The sequence below is a fragment of the Shewanella sp. Sh95 genome (genome assembly GCF_001308045.1).
GTDB classification, from domain to species: domain Bacteria; phylum Pseudomonadota; class Gammaproteobacteria; order Enterobacterales; family Shewanellaceae; genus Shewanella; species Shewanella xiamenensis.
In genome coordinates this window covers 31,497-50,915 of sequence record NZ_LGYY01000058.1, presented here as the reverse complement: position 1 = coordinate 50,915, position 19,419 = coordinate 31,497, and the positions used below count along the sequence as shown (strand labels likewise).

At 49.0% G+C, this 19,419-nt stretch carries 20 protein-coding genes and 1 other RNA gene; 11 read left to right on the top strand and 10 right to left on the bottom strand.

Annotated elements, in window-relative coordinates; translation table 11 throughout:
• The first annotated feature begins 9 nt into the window (after positions 1 to 9).
• Positions 10 to 1,425, top strand: coding sequence for a nitrogen regulation protein NR(I) (gene glnG, locus AEA42_RS04700; RefSeq protein WP_055647105.1), 1,416 nt, complete (start codon positions 10 to 12; stop codon positions 1,423 to 1,425).
• A 68-nt stretch (positions 1,426 to 1,493) separates the two neighbouring features.
• On the opposite strand, the gene AEA42_RS04695 is transcribed toward glnG, so the two are convergent.
• The 3 genes from AEA42_RS04695 to AEA42_RS04685 form a co-directional block, all read right to left on the bottom strand.
• Positions 1,494 to 2,051, bottom strand: coding sequence for a porin family protein (locus AEA42_RS04695; protein ID WP_037425095.1), 558 nt, complete (start codon positions 2,049 to 2,051; stop codon positions 1,494 to 1,496).
• A gap of 616 nt (positions 2,052 to 2,667) precedes the next feature.
• Positions 2,668 to 3,558 carry a cation diffusion facilitator family transporter gene (locus tag AEA42_RS04690; RefSeq protein WP_037423092.1) on the bottom strand — a complete coding sequence of 297 codons (891 nt, stop codon included), beginning with the start codon at positions 3,556 to 3,558 and terminating at the stop codon, positions 2,668 to 2,670.
• 50 nt (positions 3,559 to 3,608) lie between these two features.
• Positions 3,609 to 4,094: a Spy/CpxP family protein refolding chaperone gene (locus AEA42_RS04685; RefSeq protein WP_055647113.1), complete on the bottom strand. Its 486-nt coding sequence runs from the start codon at positions 4,092 to 4,094 to the stop codon at positions 3,609 to 3,611.
• A 297-nt stretch (positions 4,095 to 4,391) separates the two neighbouring features.
• On the opposite strand from AEA42_RS04685, the gene AEA42_RS04680 reads away from it, so the two are divergent.
• Both AEA42_RS04680 and AEA42_RS04675 read left to right on the top strand, forming a co-directional pair.
• Positions 4,392 to 5,078: a response regulator gene (locus AEA42_RS04680; RefSeq protein WP_055647104.1), complete on the top strand. Its 687-nt coding sequence runs from the start codon at positions 4,392 to 4,394 to the stop codon at positions 5,076 to 5,078.
• 14 nt (positions 5,079 to 5,092) lie between these two features.
• The gene (locus AEA42_RS04675; protein ID WP_055647103.1) at positions 5,093 to 6,442 is read left to right on the top strand and encodes an ATP-binding protein; all 1,350 of its coding nucleotides are present in this window, start codon (positions 5,093 to 5,095) and stop codon (positions 6,440 to 6,442) included.
• A gap of 58 nt (positions 6,443 to 6,500) precedes the next feature.
• Here AEA42_RS04675 and AEA42_RS04670 read toward each other — a convergent pair whose 3' ends face one another.
• Positions 6,501 to 8,360 carry a sigma-54-dependent Fis family transcriptional regulator gene (locus AEA42_RS04670; RefSeq protein WP_055647112.1) on the bottom strand — a complete coding sequence of 620 codons (1,860 nt, stop codon included), beginning with the start codon at positions 8,358 to 8,360 and terminating at the stop codon, positions 6,501 to 6,503.
• A gap of 366 nt (positions 8,361 to 8,726) precedes the next feature.
• On the opposite strand from AEA42_RS04670, the gene AEA42_RS04665 reads away from it, so the two are divergent.
• The gene (locus tag AEA42_RS04665; protein WP_055647102.1) at positions 8,727 to 10,247 is read left to right on the top strand and encodes an aldehyde dehydrogenase family protein; all 1,521 of its coding nucleotides are present in this window, start codon (positions 8,727 to 8,729) and stop codon (positions 10,245 to 10,247) included.
• A gap of 69 nt (positions 10,248 to 10,316) precedes the next feature.
• On the opposite strand, the gene AEA42_RS04660 is transcribed toward AEA42_RS04665, so the two are convergent.
• Positions 10,317 to 11,078: an SDR family oxidoreductase gene (locus tag AEA42_RS04660; RefSeq protein ID WP_055647101.1), complete on the bottom strand. Its 762-nt coding sequence runs from the start codon at positions 11,076 to 11,078 to the stop codon at positions 10,317 to 10,319.
• A gap of 116 nt (positions 11,079 to 11,194) precedes the next feature.
• On the opposite strand from AEA42_RS04660, the gene AEA42_RS04655 reads away from it, so the two are divergent.
• Positions 11,195 to 12,112 carry a LysR family transcriptional regulator gene (locus AEA42_RS04655; protein ID WP_055647100.1) on the top strand — a complete coding sequence of 306 codons (918 nt, stop codon included), beginning with the start codon at positions 11,195 to 11,197 and terminating at the stop codon, positions 12,110 to 12,112.
• On the opposite strand, the gene AEA42_RS04650 is transcribed toward AEA42_RS04655, so the two are convergent.
• A complete protein-coding gene (locus AEA42_RS04650; RefSeq protein ID WP_055647099.1) occupies positions 12,109 to 12,597 on the bottom strand; it encodes a hypothetical protein in 489 nt (162 codons plus the stop codon). The two genes, AEA42_RS04655 and AEA42_RS04650, sit on opposite strands and share 4 nt — an antisense overlap.
• Positions 12,598 to 12,625: 28 nt before the next feature.
• A complete protein-coding gene (locus tag AEA42_RS04645; protein WP_055647098.1) occupies positions 12,626 to 13,048 on the bottom strand; it encodes a DUF2809 domain-containing protein in 423 nt (140 codons plus the stop codon).
• Positions 13,049 to 13,255: 207 nt separating this feature from the next.
• Between AEA42_RS04645 and AEA42_RS04640 the strand changes: the two genes are divergently transcribed.
• The 6 genes from AEA42_RS04640 to AEA42_RS04615 are packed head-to-tail and all read left to right on the top strand — an operon-like array spanning position 13,256 to position 17,171.
• A complete protein-coding gene (locus tag AEA42_RS04640; RefSeq protein WP_055647097.1) occupies positions 13,256 to 13,852 on the top strand; it encodes a cytochrome b/b6 domain-containing protein in 597 nt (198 codons plus the stop codon).
• Between the two features lie 33 nt (positions 13,853 to 13,885).
• Positions 13,886 to 14,320 carry a DUF1924 domain-containing protein gene (locus tag AEA42_RS04635; protein ID WP_055647096.1) on the top strand — a complete coding sequence of 145 codons (435 nt, stop codon included), beginning with the start codon at positions 13,886 to 13,888 and terminating at the stop codon, positions 14,318 to 14,320.
• Positions 14,321 to 14,367: 47 nt separating this feature from the next.
• Positions 14,368 to 14,931 carry a diheme cytochrome c gene (locus AEA42_RS04630; protein ID WP_055647095.1) on the top strand — a complete coding sequence of 188 codons (564 nt, stop codon included), beginning with the start codon at positions 14,368 to 14,370 and terminating at the stop codon, positions 14,929 to 14,931.
• Entirely contained in the window at positions 14,924 to 15,190 is a 267-nt protein-coding gene (locus tag AEA42_RS04625; protein WP_037423059.1) for a PepSY domain-containing protein, read from the top strand. Before AEA42_RS04630 ends, AEA42_RS04625 begins: the two co-directional genes overlap by 8 nt.
• Positions 15,190 to 15,852 (top strand): response regulator transcription factor, encoded by a 663-nt coding sequence (locus tag AEA42_RS04620; protein WP_023265941.1) that lies wholly within the window; start codon positions 15,190 to 15,192, stop codon positions 15,850 to 15,852. The genes AEA42_RS04625 and AEA42_RS04620 overlap by 1 nt, the downstream gene beginning before the upstream one ends.
• Before the next feature lie 2 nt (positions 15,853 to 15,854).
• Positions 15,855 to 17,171 (top strand): sensor histidine kinase, encoded by a 1,317-nt coding sequence (locus AEA42_RS04615; RefSeq protein ID WP_055647094.1) that lies wholly within the window; start codon positions 15,855 to 15,857, stop codon positions 17,169 to 17,171.
• A 37-nt stretch (positions 17,172 to 17,208) separates the two neighbouring features.
• Here the strand turns inward: AEA42_RS04615 and AEA42_RS04610 are convergent, their stop codons facing one another.
• The 3 genes from AEA42_RS04610 to rsmI form a co-directional block, all read right to left on the bottom strand.
• On the bottom strand, positions 17,209 to 17,721 hold the full coding sequence (locus AEA42_RS04610) for a DUF1993 domain-containing protein (RefSeq protein ID WP_037423051.1): 513 nt from the start codon (positions 17,719 to 17,721) through the stop codon (positions 17,209 to 17,211).
• Positions 17,722 to 18,064: 343 nt separating this feature from the next.
• An RNA gene (gene rnpB, locus AEA42_RS04755) (RNase P RNA component class A) lies at positions 18,065 to 18,418 on the bottom strand.
• 75 nt (positions 18,419 to 18,493) lie between these two features.
• Entirely contained in the window at positions 18,494 to 19,339 is an 846-nt protein-coding gene (rsmI, locus tag AEA42_RS04605) for a 16S rRNA (cytidine(1402)-2'-O)-methyltransferase (protein WP_037425136.1), read from the bottom strand.
• Positions 19,340 to 19,419: the final 80 nt, after the last annotated feature.

The window sequence follows — 19,419 nt, the reverse complement described above, 5'->3', positions numbered from 1 at the left end:
GGAAGCAAAATGCGAATCAGTGAACAAGTGTGGATCCTCGACGATGATAGCTCAATACGTTGGGTGCTCGAAAAAGCGCTCCAAGGCGCTAAACTCAGCACCGCCAGCTTTGCTGCGGCCGAATCACTTTGGCAAGCATTAGAGATTGCCCAACCACGGGTCATCGTCTCGGATATTCGTATGCCGGGCACCGATGGCTTAACTCTGCTTGAAAGACTGCAAATCCACTATCCGCATATACCCGTTATCATCATGACGGCGCATTCAGACTTAGACAGTGCCGTGAGTGCCTATCAAGCTGGGGCGTTTGAGTATTTGCCAAAACCCTTTGATATTGATGAGGCAATTTCCCTCGTTGAGCGTGCGCTGACCCATGCAACAGAGCAAAGTCCAACGCCAGTTGCGCAGGAAACTCAAGTCAAAACCCCCGAAATTATCGGTGAAGCCCCCGCGATGCAGGAAGTGTTTCGTGCCATTGGTAGATTATCGCGCTCTTCAATCAGCGTACTGATCAATGGCCAATCAGGCACAGGTAAAGAGCTAGTCGCAGGCGCACTGCATAAGCACAGTCCGCGTAAAGATAAACCTTTTATCGCCTTGAATATGGCGGCGATTCCCAAGGATTTAATCGAATCAGAACTGTTTGGCCACGAAAAAGGCGCCTTTACTGGTGCGGCTAACGTGCGTCAAGGGCGCTTTGAGCAAGCTAACGGCGGCACCCTGTTTTTAGATGAAATCGGCGATATGCCGCTAGACGTGCAAACCCGTTTGCTACGGGTTCTCGCCGATGGACAGTTTTATCGAGTCGGCGGCCACAGTGCTGTACAAGTGGATGTGCGCATCATTGCTGCCACCCACCAAGATCTTGAGCAATTAGTCCTAAAAGGCGGATTTAGGGAAGACTTATTCCACCGCCTCAATGTGATTCGTATCCATTTGCCACCGCTGTCACAACGCCGTGAGGATATTCCTCAGCTTGCTAGCCACTTTTTAGCCTCCGCCGCCAAGGAGATTGGTGTCGAAGCCAAAATCCTCACCAAGGAGACCGCCGCTAAGCTATCGCAATTGCCATGGCCGGGCAACGTTAGACAACTCGAGAACACTTGTCGCTGGCTCACCGTCATGGCCTCAGGACAAGAAATCCTGCCCCAAGACTTGCCGCCCGAGTTACTTAAGGAACCTACCAGTATTAATCCAATGGCGAAAGGCAGCCAAGATTGGCAATCGGCACTCACCGAGTGGATCGACCAAAAACTGTCTGAGGGAAATAGCGATTTATTAACCGAAGTACAGCCTGCCTTTGAGCGCATATTACTCGAAACCGCATTGAGACATACACAAGGGCATAAACAAGAAGCGGCAAAACGTTTAGGCTGGGGCAGAAATACTTTAACGCGAAAACTGAAAGAATTGTCTATGGATTAACCATCCATTTAAAAGCAAAAAAGGGATAGTGATATCCCTTTTTTATTATTTAGATTAAATCTAAATAATTAGAACTGGTAATGCACACCAATCGCCAGTTGTTTAATATCGGTATCGATATCTTTCACATTTAAATAATTGTGGTCAGCGTCTAAATCACCGCTAGTAACATCGTAACTCAAGCGAACATTTAAATGCTCTGTCACAGCAGCGTTAATACCAACACCGTAGGTCCAGCCATAGCCTGTGAAATCTTCATCAAAACCAAAACCGTCAATATTCATAGCCATAGATGCAACACCGACCTTTGCATAAGCTGAGAACATATCATTGATTTGCATAGTAAACTTAGGTGTAAAAGTAAGTGCACCCGCAGAAATATCGACATCGTTATCGCCTAAATCGCCAGTTGCAAATAAATTCGCCTCTAAACCAAACCATTCGTTAAAGTTGTAACCACCGTATACACCGAAACCTGTCCCTGTTTCTCCATCATCAAGCACATCAACAGTCACGCGATTTAGTGCACCACCCACATAAAAACCTGTGGTGTCAGCTGCCGCTACAGCTTGGCCTGTCACTAATACTGCTAGTAAAGAACCCGCAACTAAAGATAGTTTTTTCATTACATTTCCCTAATGAGTTAACCTAAGTAGTAAACGCCGCGAATAATATAACAAACACAAAATAAGAGTAATAGTTTGTAAAGGCTAAATACACTTTATACAGAAAGCATTCAGCTTTAAATAAAACGAGCATGTATGAGAAGAGACTTAAGCATTAACTAACGACTCGCAATACATTCATAATCGCGAAATAACACTAGAGAATAAGGGAACGACGTTTTCGCTCATCGAGGCATTCACTAATCATAACTTTTCCCGATTGTGCACAAATTACCCGGCTGCGCCACATTAATAATGGCCAAACATGTAGTCGATACTCCCGCTGCGCAATATTGAACGGAATAATTCTCGGCCAATAATATAAGGATTGACGCAGGATAAGCTCGCTCCAAACGCCCATAGGAAGATTCACTAGATTATGATCAGAGAGGTTTGAGTCAAGTCCCCCGCTCGCGCTGGGGACATGCTCGGCAATCAACTCAAAGCGAGTGAGTCGACAATCGATGATAACGGCAGATGAGCCGCGTATTAGCATCAAACAGGTGAGACTGCCGCTGCATCCATGGCATAACCACTCCTTTAGTATGTCAATAATCGCTTTAGTGTTTTACCGCGGTTATTGAGTCGTTGGCTCCACTTGTACGGGATCTTGGTGAATAATCACCTCGGCATCTTCAAAGGCGGCCTTTACCCTAAGCCCTGTGGTATCAGCAATACTGTGGGCCTCGTTTAGGCTTAAATGGCCGTCTAACTCCAAATGGAATTGAATAAAAATAGTTTTACCTGCTTGGCGCGTCCGTAAATCATGAAGCCCTAATACTCTTGGATCTTCCTTAGCAATTTGTTTTATCCGCTGACGGGTTTCTTCATCTAACTCACGATCTAACAATGCTTGAATCGAGCGGTAACCTAAATCAAAAGCCTGCCGGCCTATGTAACAGGCAATCAGTACTGCAAATAGACCATCCGCCCACCACCAGCCATATTGAGACAATATGAGTGCTAAAAGCACCGCGGCATTGAGAAATAAATCTGACTTATAGTGCAACGAATCGGCTTCCACCACTGTGCTATTCGTTGCCGCTAGCGCCCGTTTTTGCAGCAAAACTAAGGCGAGTGTCAGCACAATTGCGACCACAGAAACCACTACGCCTAAGGTGGCATTTTCAACGGGTGAAGGATTTAGCAAACGTTCGCCGCCATAAAATAGCAATAGAAATGCCGATCCCATAATAAAAGCCGATTGCGCTAGCGAGGCTAATGGCTCAGCTTTACCGTGGCCATATCTGTGGTCATGATCTGCGGGAACGAGAGCATAGCGAATGGCAATAAAATTGATAATCGAGGCGAGTGCATCGGCGAATGAATCCGTCAAGGATGCCAACATACTGGCAGAACCGGAATACAACCAAGCTAACAGTTTGATTGTGATAAGGGTCAAAGCAGTAGCCACGGAAGCGCGGCTAGCTAATTTGACCCAAAAATCGTATTGGGAAGTTTCAGTCATAGGGGTCTATATCGGGAAGCTATGACTCTATTGTATATCAGCTTACAAGCTTAACTGCGAGGTTCTTTAGCAGCTTGTGCTTCAAATCGCGCTTTAAACTTAGCTTGTTGCTCGGGCGTCAGCAGATTGTAAATTTGATTCTGCATCTTCATCCTTTCAATCGCTTGCGTTAGACGTTTTTCCTGCTGAGCACTCAGCAGTGCCTTAGCTTGCGCCTCATCGAAGGTGGCCGAGGTGATCAACCGCATTTCAGTTCGGTGCGCTAAACGCTCTTCCTTCGAAGGTCTATCATCACTACGTGCTGCACGTTGCTCAGCAAACAGTTTTTTAATGTCTGCTTTTTGTGCATCAGTTAAGTCTAATCCTTCGAACATTCTATGCATGCCATCATGCTCCATGCGATCGCCACGTTTATGAAACTCACCACGAGAATGATCACAGCCTTGGCTAGGCTCAGCACTCACTGCTGTCGCCAATACTGCGGAGCTTGCTAAGATAGCAAATAGACCTGCTTTTAAAGGAGATAATGTTTTCATCATATTAACCTCAATAATTCAACTTCATGTTGTAAAGATAAGAAATAGTGACGACCCTTTTAAAAGCCGAATCACTTTCGACGATAACAGTCTAAAGCCTCATATGTAAGTGAGGGCGTGACCTGAGTAAATCAGTGTAAAGTTGCGACAAGAACTAACAAATTCCCTATTCTTTACTTTGGCTTACATTGCTACACAGCAATTGACATCAAAAGAGGTATACTCAGGCAAAATACTAAAAGAGCCTGCGGTTTAGCGCACGACTCTTACACCAGTTCACCCAGATTAAGGAACACTATGAGTCGGATATTATTAATCGATGATGATCTCGGTTTGTCAGAACTCCTTGGACAATTACTCGAACTCGAAGGGTTTAAACTCACGTTAGCCTACGATGGTAAGCAAGGCCTAGAACTTGCCTTAGCTGCAGATTACGATTTGATCTTACTCGATGTGATGTTACCTAAATTAAACGGTTTTAAAGTGCTACGCGCCCTGCGCCAACACAAGCAAACTCCAGTGCTGATGCTCACCGCCAGAGGTGATGAAATTGACCGTGTGGTAGGGCTTGAGATCGGTGCCGATGACTATTTACCTAAGCCCTTCAATGACAGGGAGCTTATCGCTCGAATTCGTGCCATCATTCGTCGCTCACACTTAACCGCCCAAGAAATTCATGCAACACCCGCGCAAGAGTTTGGTGATTTGCGTTTAGATCCCTCACGCCAAGAGGCCTATTGCAATGAGCAACTGATCATCCTCACGGGCACAGAATTTACCCTACTGCACACCTTAGCGCTCCATGCTGGCGAGTTGATGAATAAAGAAGAGCTCAATGAAATTGTGCTGGGTAAAAAATTGATGCCATTCGATCGCAGCCTAGACATGCACCTCTCGAATCTACGTAAAAAACTTCCCGAGCGCAGCGATGGCAGACCCAGGGTGAAAACTATTCGTGGCAAAGGTTATATCTGGTTACCATAACGGCGGGAACAACTGTGCCTAATCGCTTATTTATCAAATTACTGCTCGGATTTTGGCTCTGTAGTTCGTTGATTATTGCCTTAGTCGGGCTGTTGCCTTTGTTGCAACAAAATCACGACCGCGCCCCAATACCGCCCCACCTGCAAAAAGTACTGGCGACCGTAGCGCAGCGCATTCAAGAAAATCCAACTCTGCTTAAGTCCGATTTTCTGCGCCGCTGGGAGAGGCATCGAGATATGGAAGGCAAACCGCTGCGGCTGTATCTCACCAATAGCCAAGGCCAAGTGATTAACACCAATAGAATCAGCCGTGGTGTACGCAGTTTTATGCTGATGGCCGATGAAGAAAAACAGCCAATTAGCCACCAATTTAAAGATGAATTAGTATTTGGCCCACACCAATTTACTCTGGAGGGAGAAACCTATTTTCTCTATGGTCGACTGCCAGATATTCATCCTCGGCCCTGGTTCTTCTTCTTCATCGAAAACAAACTACTCACCCTCAGTTTGGCCATACTGATGTCGGGATTACTCTGCGCCCTACTCGCTTGGCATTTGGGTAAGCCACTCAGTTCACTCAAGAAAAGTGCAGATGCCCTCGCCGAAGGTGATCTCAGTAATCGGGTAGATAAGGCAACCACCCAACGTAACGATGAAATCGGCCAACTCGCCACTGCGTTTAACAGCATGGCTGACTCGATTGAGGCCATGGTCAAAAATCAACAGCGATTAATGGGTGATATTTCCCACGAACTGCGCACCCCACTGACCCGCCTGCAATTGTCACTGGCACTGGCCCGTAAGAAAGGCCAACAAACTACAGAAACCGACCGCATTGCCTACGAGGCCGAGCAATTAGAACAACTGATTGCCGAGCTGCTGGAGCTATCGCGGGTCAAACTTAGCACCAATGAGACCAAGGTACGCCTTGGCTTAGCCGAGTCGTTAAGCCAAGTATTGGACGATGCCGAATTTGAAGCCGATCAACAGGGCAAAAAGATCACTATCGATATCGATGAAGCCATCGAACTCAGCCATTACCCCAAATCCCTGTCTCGCGCGATAGAAAACCTGCTGCGCAACGCGATTCGTTATGCCCAGAGCGATATCCACCTGCGCGCGAGCCAAGCCAGCGGCCAAGTACAGATCACCATTAAAGACGATGGCCCGGGGATAGATCCTGCTGAACTTGAAGCGATTTTTAAACCCTTCTATCGCCCCGATTCGGCAAGGCAGCGGGAAAGCGGTGGTTGGGGCCTAGGACTCGCCATTACCGAAGCGGCCATTAGCGCCCATAAAGGTAAAATCAGAGCCGAGAATCGCCAGCCCCACGGCCTTGAAGTCAATATCAGTTTACCGACCTAAAAACATAAGCCCCGCTAACACAGTTAGCGGGGCTTATATCATCAACAGTCAACTACCGTTAATTCTTAATCCCTAGCTGTTTTAATTTGCGATACAAGGCATTACGACTAATCCCCAAACGCTTAGCACATTGGCTCACATTACCCTCACAGGCGCGGTAAGCCTGCAACACGTTCAGATTTATGGTTCCATGGAGCGAGTCGATGGTGGCGGAGCTAGGCTCGGACAGTTCGTGCGGATGCGCCGTGGTTTCCGCGTCGACAACCTCAGTTAATGTGTGCGGCTCAAACGCCAGATCCATTAGCTTTTGAGCAAGGTAATCGGGGAGATGATTGATCTCGAGTACAACCTCACCTTCGGCCATCAAACACGCCACCTGCATTAGGTTATCCAGCTCCCGTAGATTGCCGGGCCAATCGTAACGCATTAGCTGCGCCAATAATTCAGTACACAAGGTTTGTGGGCCGCTGCGGTGACGGCGGTGCAATTTATGGATAATGCGCTCAATATCCTGCCGCTCACGCAGCGCAGGCAAGCGCACCTGCAATCCATTCAGGCGATAAAACAAGTCCTGACGGAACAGCCCCTGCGACACCAGCGACTCTAAATCCATATGGGTCGCGGCGATGATCTGAATATCGACCTTAACACTTTGATTACTGCCAACAGGGACGACCTCACGCTCCTGCAGCACCCGGAGTAACCGGCTTTGCGCCGCCAGCGGCATCTCGCCAATTTCATCGAGGAATAAAAAGCCACCGTGGGCTTGGCGGATCTTACCGATAAAACCAGTTCGATTAGCACCAGTAAAAGCCCCTGCCTGATAGCCAAATAACTCAGACTCAACCAGCTCTGCGGGCAAGGCGGCGCAATTCACCGCCACTAACGGCTGCGCGCGGCGCGAGCTCTGGGCATGGAGCTTTTTGACAAACTGCTCTTTCCCCACCCCAGTTTCACCGAGCACCAGCAAAGGGATTTGTTTAGTGATGACCTTATTAGCTTGCTGCCAAGCCCGCTCAAGCAAGGGATCGCGAAATCTTACCCCCAATTGACTCTGCGGCTTATCTTGAATCGTCTTCGCACTTTTGGTCTGCGTAACACCCAACGCCTGAGTCTGTAAGTGCAGGGCCAAATCCCGATTGAAGCCCCCCGCTCGCGCCCAGCTATCTCCCAAATGCAGCTCTAGGCTATCGCCCAGCTTGGCTTGAGTCAGCAATTGTTTTGCCATGGGATTACAACCCACAATTCGTCCATCACTGTCGGCAATCACTATGCCTTGCCAGCCAGAACTTAATAAACTCGGCTCGGCTGCTAAATCAATCCGATAGTGACTATCGGGCAGATGGCACAACAACGCAGTCTCAACCTGCTGCGCCAGACTCGACACTAACATTAAGGTCTGCTGTGAATGCCGCTGTTGCTCACTGGTGATATCGAGCACTCCGAGCATCTCGCCTTGGGGTGAAAAAATAGGGCAAGCAGTGCAACTCATAAAACGATTTTGGCGGATAAAATGCTGCTCACCGACCACTGACACCGCCTGTTTGGCCATGAGCGCCGTACCTATGGCATTGGTGCCTTTATACTGTTCAAGCCAGTTAACCCCAATATCAAGCGCTACATCCGCTAACTTACTGGAATAACGACTCACGCCCCAATGTTTCAGCACATAACCGTCAGCATCGGAGAGCAATAACCGGCTATTGGATTGCGCCATGAGTTGGTTAAATAAGGGTAAAGCATGGGATTGCACCAGCTCGATGAGCTGCTGATATTGCTCATGTTTATGTTTGAGCTCCGAGCTCGTGAGCCTGAGATCCTCACCAGCACGAAACTCTGATAAGCCAGCACCTAAGCTGCGCTGCCATGAATCGGCTAACCATGCCTGTGTGGTTGGAAAATGCGGTTTTACTGTCATAGCCATGCTCCCCGAGCGCTGCTCCATTTCGGCACACCCATGGTGTGTCGTTGGATGACAAAATGACCACAGGGCAACTTTCCATCCTTGAATGCCCTATTGATTTGGATCTGCAAAATTAGCTTTTCATCATACTGTTAGCTCAACAAGTGTACAACTCCTGCCAGTTTGGCACTGTCCTTGCGATACCCGTTTATACGCAGTACTCAAGTGTTGCGTAAGAGAACAATAACTTAATCAATAGCTTTGTCAGTTAACTCTTGGCAAAGGATAAAAATAACAACAGTGCTCAAACCTATTTCAACAAGACCCATGCTGAGACGCTACACATTTAGCGTTTTCGGCAGCCACAGAAGGAATAACACTATGATTTATGCTCAACCCGGAACTCCTGGTGCCATCGTTAACTTTAAAGAAAAATACGCCAACTTTATCGGTGGCAAATGGGTCGCCCCAGTCAACGGCGAATACTTCGATAATCGCTCCCCCGTCAATGGTCAAAACTTCTGTAAAATTCCCCGCTCCGACTACCGCGATATCGAACTGGCGCTCGATGCGGCCCATGCCGCTAAGGATGCTTGGGGCAAAACCTCGGCCACCGAGCGTGCGAATTTACTGCTGCGTATCGCCGATCGCGTTGAGCAAAATCTCGAATACTTAGCCGTTGCCGAAACCTGGGAAAACGGCAAAGCGGTGCGTGAAACTCTCAACGCCGACTTGCCTCTGTTTGTAGACCATTTCCGTTACTTCGCTGGCTGCATTCGAGCACAGGAAGGCAGCGCCGCCGATATTGATGGCAACACCGTCAGCTATCACTTCCCTGAACCTTTAGGTGTCGTCGGGCAAATCATTCCGTGGAACTTCCCGCTGTTGATGGCAGCATGGAAAATCGCCCCCGCGCTCGCCGCAGGTAACTGTGTGGTACTCAAACCCGCCGAGCAAACGCCGGTCTCTATCCTTGTGCTACTCGAACTGATTGAAGATCTGCTGCCACCCGGCATCCTCAACGTCGTCAACGGTTTTGGCGCCGAAGCGGGCCAAGCCCTCGCCACCAGCAAACGTATCGCTAAACTGGCCTTTACTGGTTCCACCGAAGTGGGTTACCACATCTTAAAATGTGCCGCCGAATCACTGATCCCATCGACAGTCGAACTCGGCGGTAAATCGCCTAACCTGTATTTCGCCGATGTGATGGACCACGAAGACGAGTATTTAGATAAAGCCGTCGAAGGTATGTTGCTGGCCTTCTTCAACCAAGGTGAAGTCTGTACTTGCCCATCAAGGGTGCTGATCCAAGAGTCGATTTACGATCGCTTTATCGAAAAAGTGCTCGCCCGTGCGCAAACCATCAAGCAGGGCAACCCGCTGGATACCGCCACCCAAGTGGGCGCACAGGCCTCCCAAGAACAGTTCGATAAGATCTTAAGCTATCTCGCGATTGGTAAAGATGAAGGCGCGCAGGTGCTCTTAGGCGGCTCGCTCTGCCAGCTCGAAGGCGAGCAAAGCAAAGGCTATTACATCAGCCCAACGATCATGAAAGGCCATAATAAGATGCGGATTTTCCAAGAGGAAATCTTCGGTCCGGTTATTTCGGTCACCACCTTCAAGGATGAAGCCGAAGCCTTAGCAATTGCCAACGATACCGAATACGGCCTTGGTGCGGGTGTATGGACGCGGGACATGAACCGCGCCCAGCGTCTAGGTCGAGGCATTCAGGCTGGCCGCGTATGGATTAACTGCTACCACGCCTATCCTGCCCACGCGGCCTTTGGGGGTTATAAGAAGTCAGGCATCGGCCGTGAAACCCACAAGATGATGCTCAATCACTATCAAAACACCAAAAACCTGTTAGTCAGCTACGATATCAATCCGCTCGGGTTCTTCTAACCGAGCTGAAATCTTGCCTTGATAACAAGAAAGGGCGATTAGCCCTTTCTTTATTTTTAGCGCGTTAAACTATAAGAACATACCGCCAGAAGCCTCGATACGTTGTGCGTTTATCCACGCCGCGGCGGGTGACAACAAGACACTGATTGCGCCGCCAATATCCTCGGGTAACCCCACCCGCCCCAACGCCGTTTGCTGCGCTAAAAACTCATTCATCTGTGGATTATCCCGCACCGCACCACCGCCAAAGTCCGTTTCGATTGCACCGGGAGCCAGCACATTAACGCGAATCCCGCGTGGACCAAGCTCCTTCGCCCAGTATTTGGTCATGGTTTCGACCGCGCCTTTCATGGTGGCGTAAGCACCAAATCCCGGAACAGCAAAGCGCGTTAACCCCGTAGAGACATTGATAATACTGCCGTTATCGGCAAGCAGAGGCAACAGTGCCTGAGTTAAGAAGAAAGGTCCTTTGACATGAATATTCATCAAAGTATCGAACTGCTCCACACTGGTTTCAGTCATGGGAACATAGATACCAATCCCAGCATTATTAACTAGATAGTCAAAACTATCCCGCTGCCAAGTCTGTTCGAGCGCGGTTTTTACGCGCTGCGAAAAATCACTAAAGGACTGGCTATCACCCACATCTAACGGTAAAGCGATGGCCTTGCGTCCGTGCCATTCAATTTCCGCTACCACCTCGGCGGCCGCAGCGGCATTACTTTGGTAAGTTAGAATAATATCAACACCTTGTGCGGCTATGGTCAGGGCCGCATTTTTACCTAAGCCACGGCTTGCACCAGTGATCAGCGCGATGGGAGTTGTGTTCATTGTGTATCCTCTTCATTCATCTATGTTAATGCCGCCGCACACAGCTTATTACTTGCACAAAGAGGGATAAACACACTATAAATGGCAAGACTGTTAGCCATTAGAGAACAATTGCGATGCAAGATAGACTACAAGCCATGCAAATTTTTATGCGGGTGGCTGAATTAGAGAGTTTTACTCAAGCCAGTATCAGCCTTGGTCTATCGAAAACCCATGTGTCGAATGTCGTAGCTCAGTTCGAAACCGCACTAGGGGCACGCTTACTACAACGCACCACCCGCACGGTGCGCCTCACTCAAGATGGTATAAGTTGTTATGAGCGCTGCAAAAACTTGCTCACCGACTATCAAGAGTTAGAAAGCCTTTTCCAACTGCAGGCAGTGCAAGTTTCCGGTCGCTTAAGAGTCGATATGTCCACGGGGATTGCACGTAACTTAGTGCTTCCTCATCTTCCTGACTTTATTGAGCAATATCCCCAAATTGAGTTGGAGCTAAGCAGTACCGACCGCAAGGTCGATATCGTCGCCGAAGGTTTTGACTGCGTGATCCGCGTTGGCAGCGTGCAGCAAGAAGGCGTTATCGCCAAAAAGATTGGCCACTTTAAGATGCTTAACTGCGTTAGCCCAAGCTACATCGCAAAATACGGCAAACCATCGAATATAGAAGAACTTAGCCATGGGCATAAGCTTATCCACTACGTTGGCCAGTTAGGCGGCAGCGATTCAGGATTTGAGTATCTGAGCCAAGATAATCACGAACTATGCGCCCTAGCCTTACCTAAGTTAATCACAGTCAATAATGCCGATGCCTACAGCGCGGCCTGTCTCGCAGGATTAGGCATTATTCAAGCGCCGAATATTGGGGTGGCAAAATATCTCCAAACCGGAGAACTGATTGAGATCCTGCCAGATTATCCTGCCCCCTCAATGCCAGTGAGCCTGCTCTATCCCCATAGGCGCCACCTTTCTAAACGCCTTCAGGTATTTATGGCTTGGTTAACCGAGCTGCTAACGCCTTTTTTAGTATCGCGTTAACGGCTAGTCTCGATATTCGCTAACCGCTGCGAAAGTTTTGCCATCGAGCTTGCTGTGCGGGGATCGCTCTCAGGTTCGACCACGGGGTTAAATTCGAGGCGCGGACCGACGAACCTACCTAGACGGCTTGGCAGAATATGCAAATCCCAAACTAACTGATCGTAGTAATGCAGCCGCAGGCCATTATCCGCAACTGGCCAATGGGCATAGAGTAAAAACGAATGATAGCTCTGCGAGAGGGAGCGGCTCGCCACTAATTTAAAATTTGCATCGAGCAGGCTGCACTCGGTCGATTCTTCAAAGGGACAATCGTAGGAGGTCAGCAGTAAATAGCCTTGGGTGCCATTGGGTAACGAGCAGCGGTACTGGGCCTCAAGCTGCCTTCCTGCGATGTTGACCCCAGCAGCTTGCTGATTGAAATACAAAGGTTGAGTGAGCGCCTCGGTATCGGACACTCGCAGTGTGAAGGCTGTTATCGGCTGCATGCGGTATCCTTCCTTTGCCCTGAAATAGCTAATTTCGCTTCCAATACAAGCCCATCAATATCAGGTATCCCACAAAATACGCCAGCAAGTCGAGTGGGTCGAAATGACTACCAATCACAATTCGCGCCAAACGATTGCCGCCCAACCCCAGCTTGTCCACTAAGCCCCAATACTGACCAAATTCGATACCGAAGGCAAACAGCAGCACAGCCATCGCCAACCATGGCGTGTGCCAAAACCGATTGATTGACTCCCCTTTTGCATTCACCACGGGCACTAGCGTGCGCGCCATGCAAAACAACAGGATCACCACTAACACGTCACCGACAAAACCGCGAATAAACCCCGAAGGCACAAAACGCGCGATCAACACTTCGATGATAAACAGCAGCACCGCATAAATTAAAAAAGATTTTCGATCGGGCTGACGGCTAAAAAGATGGACTGGCATAAACAGGTTGCTCCCTTACCTCTCGAAGATGAAGCGGCAAAATCTATCTTAAAACCAATACCTTAACAAGCTTAGTTCGATGAATTTATCTCCTATTTACCCATTTCACTCACCAGAACAGCGGGCAAGTTCACTCCGCAAAATTTAAGCGCCGTTTAAGTTTGGCTTTAGTAGCCTGCAAGCACACCACCTTAGGAGCAACAGATCATGTCCTCAAATATGCAGCAAAACATCAACGTCTGGGATCCCTTGATCCGTATCTTTCACTGGTCATTGGTGGGCTTTTTTACCTTAGCCTACCTCACCGAAGGTGAAGACGAATGGATGAACATCCACAGTTACGCTGGCTACAGCATCTTAACCCTGCTGGTATTTCGCCTGTTATGGGGCGTGATTGGCACTCACCATGCGCGTTTTATCAACTTTGTTACCCGTCCGAGCATAGCATGGACTTACCTGAAAGAACTCTTCACGGGCAAGGCTAAGGATTACATCGGCCACAATCCCGCAGGCGCGCTGATGATAGTCGCCCTGATCCTCAGCATAGGATTCACGGGCTTCTCCGGCATGGCGCTTTATGCCACCGATGGCCAAGGTCCACTGGCCACAAGCTTTTTCGCCACTTGGCCAGAGGACGCATTAAAAGAAGTGCATGAGTTTTTCGCCAACTTCAGCCTGTTTCTTATCGTCACCCATGTCGGCGGCGTGATCGTCAGCAGCCTGCTGCATAAGGAAAACCTCGTCAAAGCCATGCTGACAGGTAAAAAGCAGCGTCCGCTGATCCAACAAGATGAACATCAATAACCGTCACAATCCGACCGTTCAAAGGAGTTAGAGATGAACAACAACCTGAATAAAAGCCTGATGGGACTGGCACTCACTGTGGTACTGCTCAGCAGTGTTAATGCCAGCGCCGCCAATACTAAGGTCGCCAGCTTGCCACTCAGCGCCGAGCGAATTGGTTTACAACTACAACAATATCAAGCACAAGGTGCTGGCCCATTTAGCGCCGCGGCAGGACAAGTACTGTGGCTACAGCAGAGTGAGGATCGCAGCTGTGCCAGCTGCCACACCGCCAAAGTGACAGACTCAGGTATGCATCAAAACACCCGAAAGCCCATCGAGGCCATGGCGCCATCGCTCACCAGTAACCGTTTAACCGATGCGGCCAAGATTGAGAAATGGTTTACCCGCAACTGTAACTGGACCTTTAAACGCGAGTGCACGCCTCAAGAAAAAGGCGACGTACTGCTGTGGCTGAGTTTGCAATAACGGCGTTATTCACATTCATTTTAATCAGTAAAACCTAAGGAAATACCATGACTAAACAAGCCCATCCCCTAAGCTGGATTGTAGGCTCCACACTCACCGCCCTCGCCCTTGCGATAGGCGCCGTAGGGCTCAGCTTGACCTTTACCAGTACAGGTTATGCCGACGATGGTCGAGAGCTGAATCAAGCCATCCCACAAAATGCAGAATACTCGGCAGAATGTGGCAGCTGCCATATGGCGTATCCCGCAAATTTACTGCCCGCAGAAAAGTGGCAGGCAATTACCAACAACCTAAACAATCACTTTGGTGATGATGCCAGCCTGACGCCTGAAGCAACGGCGAGAATTGAGCAATATCTCGTTCAACATGCCGCGCAAAATGGTAAGGTGATGAAAAATAGCAAACCTTTAATTGTTGATATGGGGCCACAAAAAATTACCGAGCAGGCATTTTTTATCCGTAAGCACGATGAGATCCCAAGGCGCATGGTGCAAGATAACCCCAAAGTCGGCTCATTCAGCCAATGTAGCAATTGCCACAACCTCGCAGAGAAGGGCATATTCGATGAAGATACCGTTAATATTCCTGGCTTTGGCCGCTGGGATGATTAACAGCCCAAGCTGTCTAGCCCATGATGACGACCTCTCTAACAAAGTGGTCGAATGGGTGAAGGAGGGTAAAGTATTACCCTTCGACACCATCATGCAACGCTATGAATCACGGTTAAAGGGACGTTTGCTCGACCTTGAGGTCGAGCAAAAACACGGCCGCATCATCTATGAACTCGAAATCCTGCGCGACGATGGCATTGTCTATGAGATTAAGATCGATGCCAAAACGGGTGAATGGCTTAAGGAAAAGGTCGACTAATGCGCTTACTCTTGATTGAAGATGATGCCGACTTAGTAGCTCGCCTCATTCCCGCCCTTAACAAGGCGGGCTATACCGTTGAACATGCCAATAACGGCATCGATGGCGCCTTTCTCGGTGAGGAAGAAGCCTTCGAAGCGGTGATCCTCGATTTAGGCTTGCCCGGTAAGCCGGGTTTAAGTGTGCTGAGCCAATGGCGCCAAAAGGGCCTGCTGATGCCAGTGTTAATTCTTACGGCACGCGATGCCTGGCACGAACGCGTCGATGGCCTTAAGGCCGGCGCCGACGATTATCTCGGTAAACCTTTCCATGTTGAGGAGCTGCTCGCCAGATTAGAAGCGCTGATCCGCCGACACTTTGGCCGCGCCGATAATCTGCTGCAACATGCTGGCGTCTCTCTCGATGTGGATAAACAAGCTGTGACCAATGCCGAAGGAGACGTTATCGAGCTGACTAAGATTGAGTATCGCCTGTTGCATTATTTAATGGCCAACCCGACTAAGATTGTGTCCAAATCTGAGTTGAGTGAGCGCATTTACGAAGAGGAACAAATCAAAGACAGCAATGTAATTGAAGTGTACGTCAACCGACTTCGCCAACGCCTCGGCAAAGATTATATCGAGACGCGGCGCGGCCAAGGTTATCGACTCAAGGATGCATAAGCGTGTATTCACTCAAAGCCTATCTCACTAGAAACCTGCTTATCACCCTCACCTGCGCCATGGCGCTATTGTTGTATTTGCTATTTCAAGGCATTCAAATCTTGACCCAAGACTTTGTCGCCTCGCGCCTGCAACACGATGCCGATAGTCTGATCTCCGCCCTCGAACCGCAAGCCGATGGCACTTGGTCGCTGAGTACAGACAGGCTCCCCAATGTGTATCACAGGGTCAATTCAGGCCACTACTTTGCAATTAACATCGGTGAGCAGTTATTACGTTCCCGCTCGCTGTTTGACCATATAGTTTCACTCCCCAATCTTAAAATTGGCGAGCAACAACAAGCCACTCAATACGTTGGCCAAGAACACTGGCTGATGCTCAGTCAGACAATCGTCAAAAATGGGCAAACCATTACCCTCTGGGTGACCGAAGACATTAGCTCGCTCGAGCAAACCCAATTACGCTTTTTAGGCTTTGCGGCGGTAGTGGTACTGCTGACCATTATGATCCTGTTATTTGCCCAACACCTGTTGCTCAAACGGGGCTTTAAACCGCTAGAGCAAATGCCAGATGCCATCAGGCAACTGCGGCTCCAAGGTCAAGAAATCGATACCCAGCACACGCCAACAGAAATTAGCCCTTTGATTGAGGAAATCGAACGCCTCATGAATCAACTGGGGCAGAGGGTACAACGCTCACGCAATGCCTTGGGTAATCTTGCCCACGAAATGAAACGCCCTCTGCAAGGGCTACAATCCTACCTCGATAGCCTAGCGCCAGAGCAAAGACGCGAAGGCAGTAAGGTGCTCGCAGATCTGCACCATATTATTGAGCGAGAGCTTAAGCGCACTAAAATCGTCGGGCTCTCCACTCCGGGGCGTTTCACCGTGCTCAATGACGATCTGCCGCCACTCATCCAAGTGATGCAGCGCATTTATCCAGAGCGCAAAATTGATTATCGGTTTGATAAAGCACTGGTGATTCCCTTTGACCGGGACGACTTACTGGAACTGCTTGGCAATCTGCTCGATAACGCCTGCAAGCATGCGCGTCGACAGATACAGCTTTGTATTGAACAGACAAATACCAGCAATCGAGCGTATCTGATTGAGGTCAGCGACGATGGCGAAGGTGTATCGGATAGCGATTTAACGGTGATTACGGAACGAGGGATTCGGCTCGATGAGAGCATTCAAGGCCACGGTTTAGGCCTGTCGATTTGCAAAGATATTGTCGAGAGTTATCAGGGAGAACTTAGCTTTACGCATTCAACACTTGGTGGGTTAAAAGTTAGCGTGACATTACCTCAGCCGCATTAAACGCACAGCAAAGCAAATGCTCGCTGTGCGATGGGAATTACGACTTATAAGGCATAGGGCCGAGATAATCTTTCTTACCCACATCCACACCGTTATGGCGCAGAATCGCATAGGCCGTCGTCACATGGAAATATAAGTTCGGGATAGCATGTTCAATCGCAAACTCATATCCTGTTAAATACTTACCTTCCCAACGCGGTTGAGAAACGTGAATTGTCGCCGCATCGGCAAAATCTGCCTCGGTAAATTGAGCTAAGTACTCGATAACAGAAGCAATACGCGCTTGCAGCTCTGGCAGAGTCGTTTCAGTATCATCATGCTTAGGTACGGTATCTAAATTCCCCGTTAGACGCGCGACCCCAATCTTGGCGGTATCACAGGCAATCTGGATCTGACGGATCAGATTAAATTGATCGGGTGCTAAGCGGGAATTCAATAATACCGCCATATCCACCTTCTTCAAGTTGGCAAAAATCTCACCCTTTTCCAGAATAAGACTCAAGTTTTTCAGCATCTTGCTAAATTGAACAGCCGTTAAATCATAAAGCATGACATAAACTCCTGTGATAAACGCCACCAGATTGCAGCACTAGAGACTATATTGGGGCAAAAAGGATGATTTCAACAGAGTTAAAATTTCAGCTTTGCTAGGGCGTGTTGACGTTTCGAGATTAAATTTTGTTCGTTCTGGCAAGCTCGTGCTCGCGAAACGAGGAATGATGTGTAGTTATTCTACTCAAATGACGAGCGGCTCTTATGACAGAAAGTAACATAAAAACAATTTCTTAGCATTTATCCAGAAGCTTAACTATCAATCTTCTTTATGCATCAATTAATCGTATTGCCTGAAAAATAAAAGGCCTCGCATTGCTGCGAGGCCTTTTACTTTAAAGAGGTTGAGTTGGCCGATAAGCCGGGTCCTGTCGTGGACAGTCATTCATCTAGGCCTGCAATCGCTCACAGGCTCAAGCGACCTACCCGGTTCCAACGCGAGCCACGCCATACGGAACCCTATTTGGTCTTGCTTCGGGTGGAGTTTACCTTGCTACGGACTATTGCTAGCCGCACGGTGCGCTCTTACCGCACCCTTTCACCCTTACCACCTTAGCCGAGGCTATGATGGCGGTCTCCTCTCTGTTGCACTTGTCGTCGGTTCACACCGCCCAGGCGTTACCTGGCACCCCGCTCTTTGAAGCCCGGACTTTCCTCCCCGTTCTTGCGAACGCGGCGACTGTCTGGCCAACTCGGCGCGGATTATAGCCTAAGCAATCTGCGCGTACCACTGTTAATCCAGCTGGTGTGCTCCTATCGGTTAGATTTGCTTATAAATCAGACTCTAAACCGAACTTATACAGAGCATTCTTTTTAAGACCGTGAATTTGCGCGGCAATGGCAGCGGCCTTTTTAAGCGGCAATTCTTCACAGAGTAACTTGAGTGTGTTGATGGCAACGGTTGGGATAGCTTCATCATCCTCGGCCGCGCGGTGACCGTGCACCATCAGCACTATCTCGCCTTTTTGCTGGTTAAGATCGCTGCTGACGGTAGCCAATACCTCAGCCACTGGGCCGCTAAGGAAGGTCTCGAAGGTTTTAGTCACTTCACGCGCCATCACCACTTGCCGCTCGCCGCCTAACACTTCAACCATAGTCGTTAGGCTATGTTCGATACGGTGGGGAGATTCATAAAAAATCAGCGTGCGCGGATCTTCCTTAAGTTCAAGCAACTTATCGGCGCGAGCTTTTTCTTTCGAAGGTAAAAAGCCTTCAAAGGAAAAACGATCCGACGGCAAACCTGAGGCACTTAACGCCGTAATCGCCGCACAGGGGCCAGGCAGGGGGATCACCTTAAACCCAGATTGGCGCACATGGGAGACCAAGTGATAGCCGGGGTCTGATATCAGCGGCGTGCCCGCATCGGAAATTAGCGCAATCGACTGCCCTGCGGCTAGCTGATCCACAATCCACTGGGCGCGAGCACGCTCATTATGGTCGTGCAGTGCGATGGTTTTAGTTGAAATGCCAAAATGACTCAATAACTTGCCGCTATGGCGGGTGTCTTCACAGGCAATTAATGCAACCTGGCTGAGCACGTCAATAGCACGTGGGCTCATGTCCCCCAAATTACCAATAGGAGTGGGAACGATGTAGAGTGCGACGCTTTGGTCCATATATACCTCTGTAATGACAGTGCCAAGACTTTCGTCAAGCGCAAGAGAAGGTTAAACTAGAGGCAGCATCTTACCAGAGT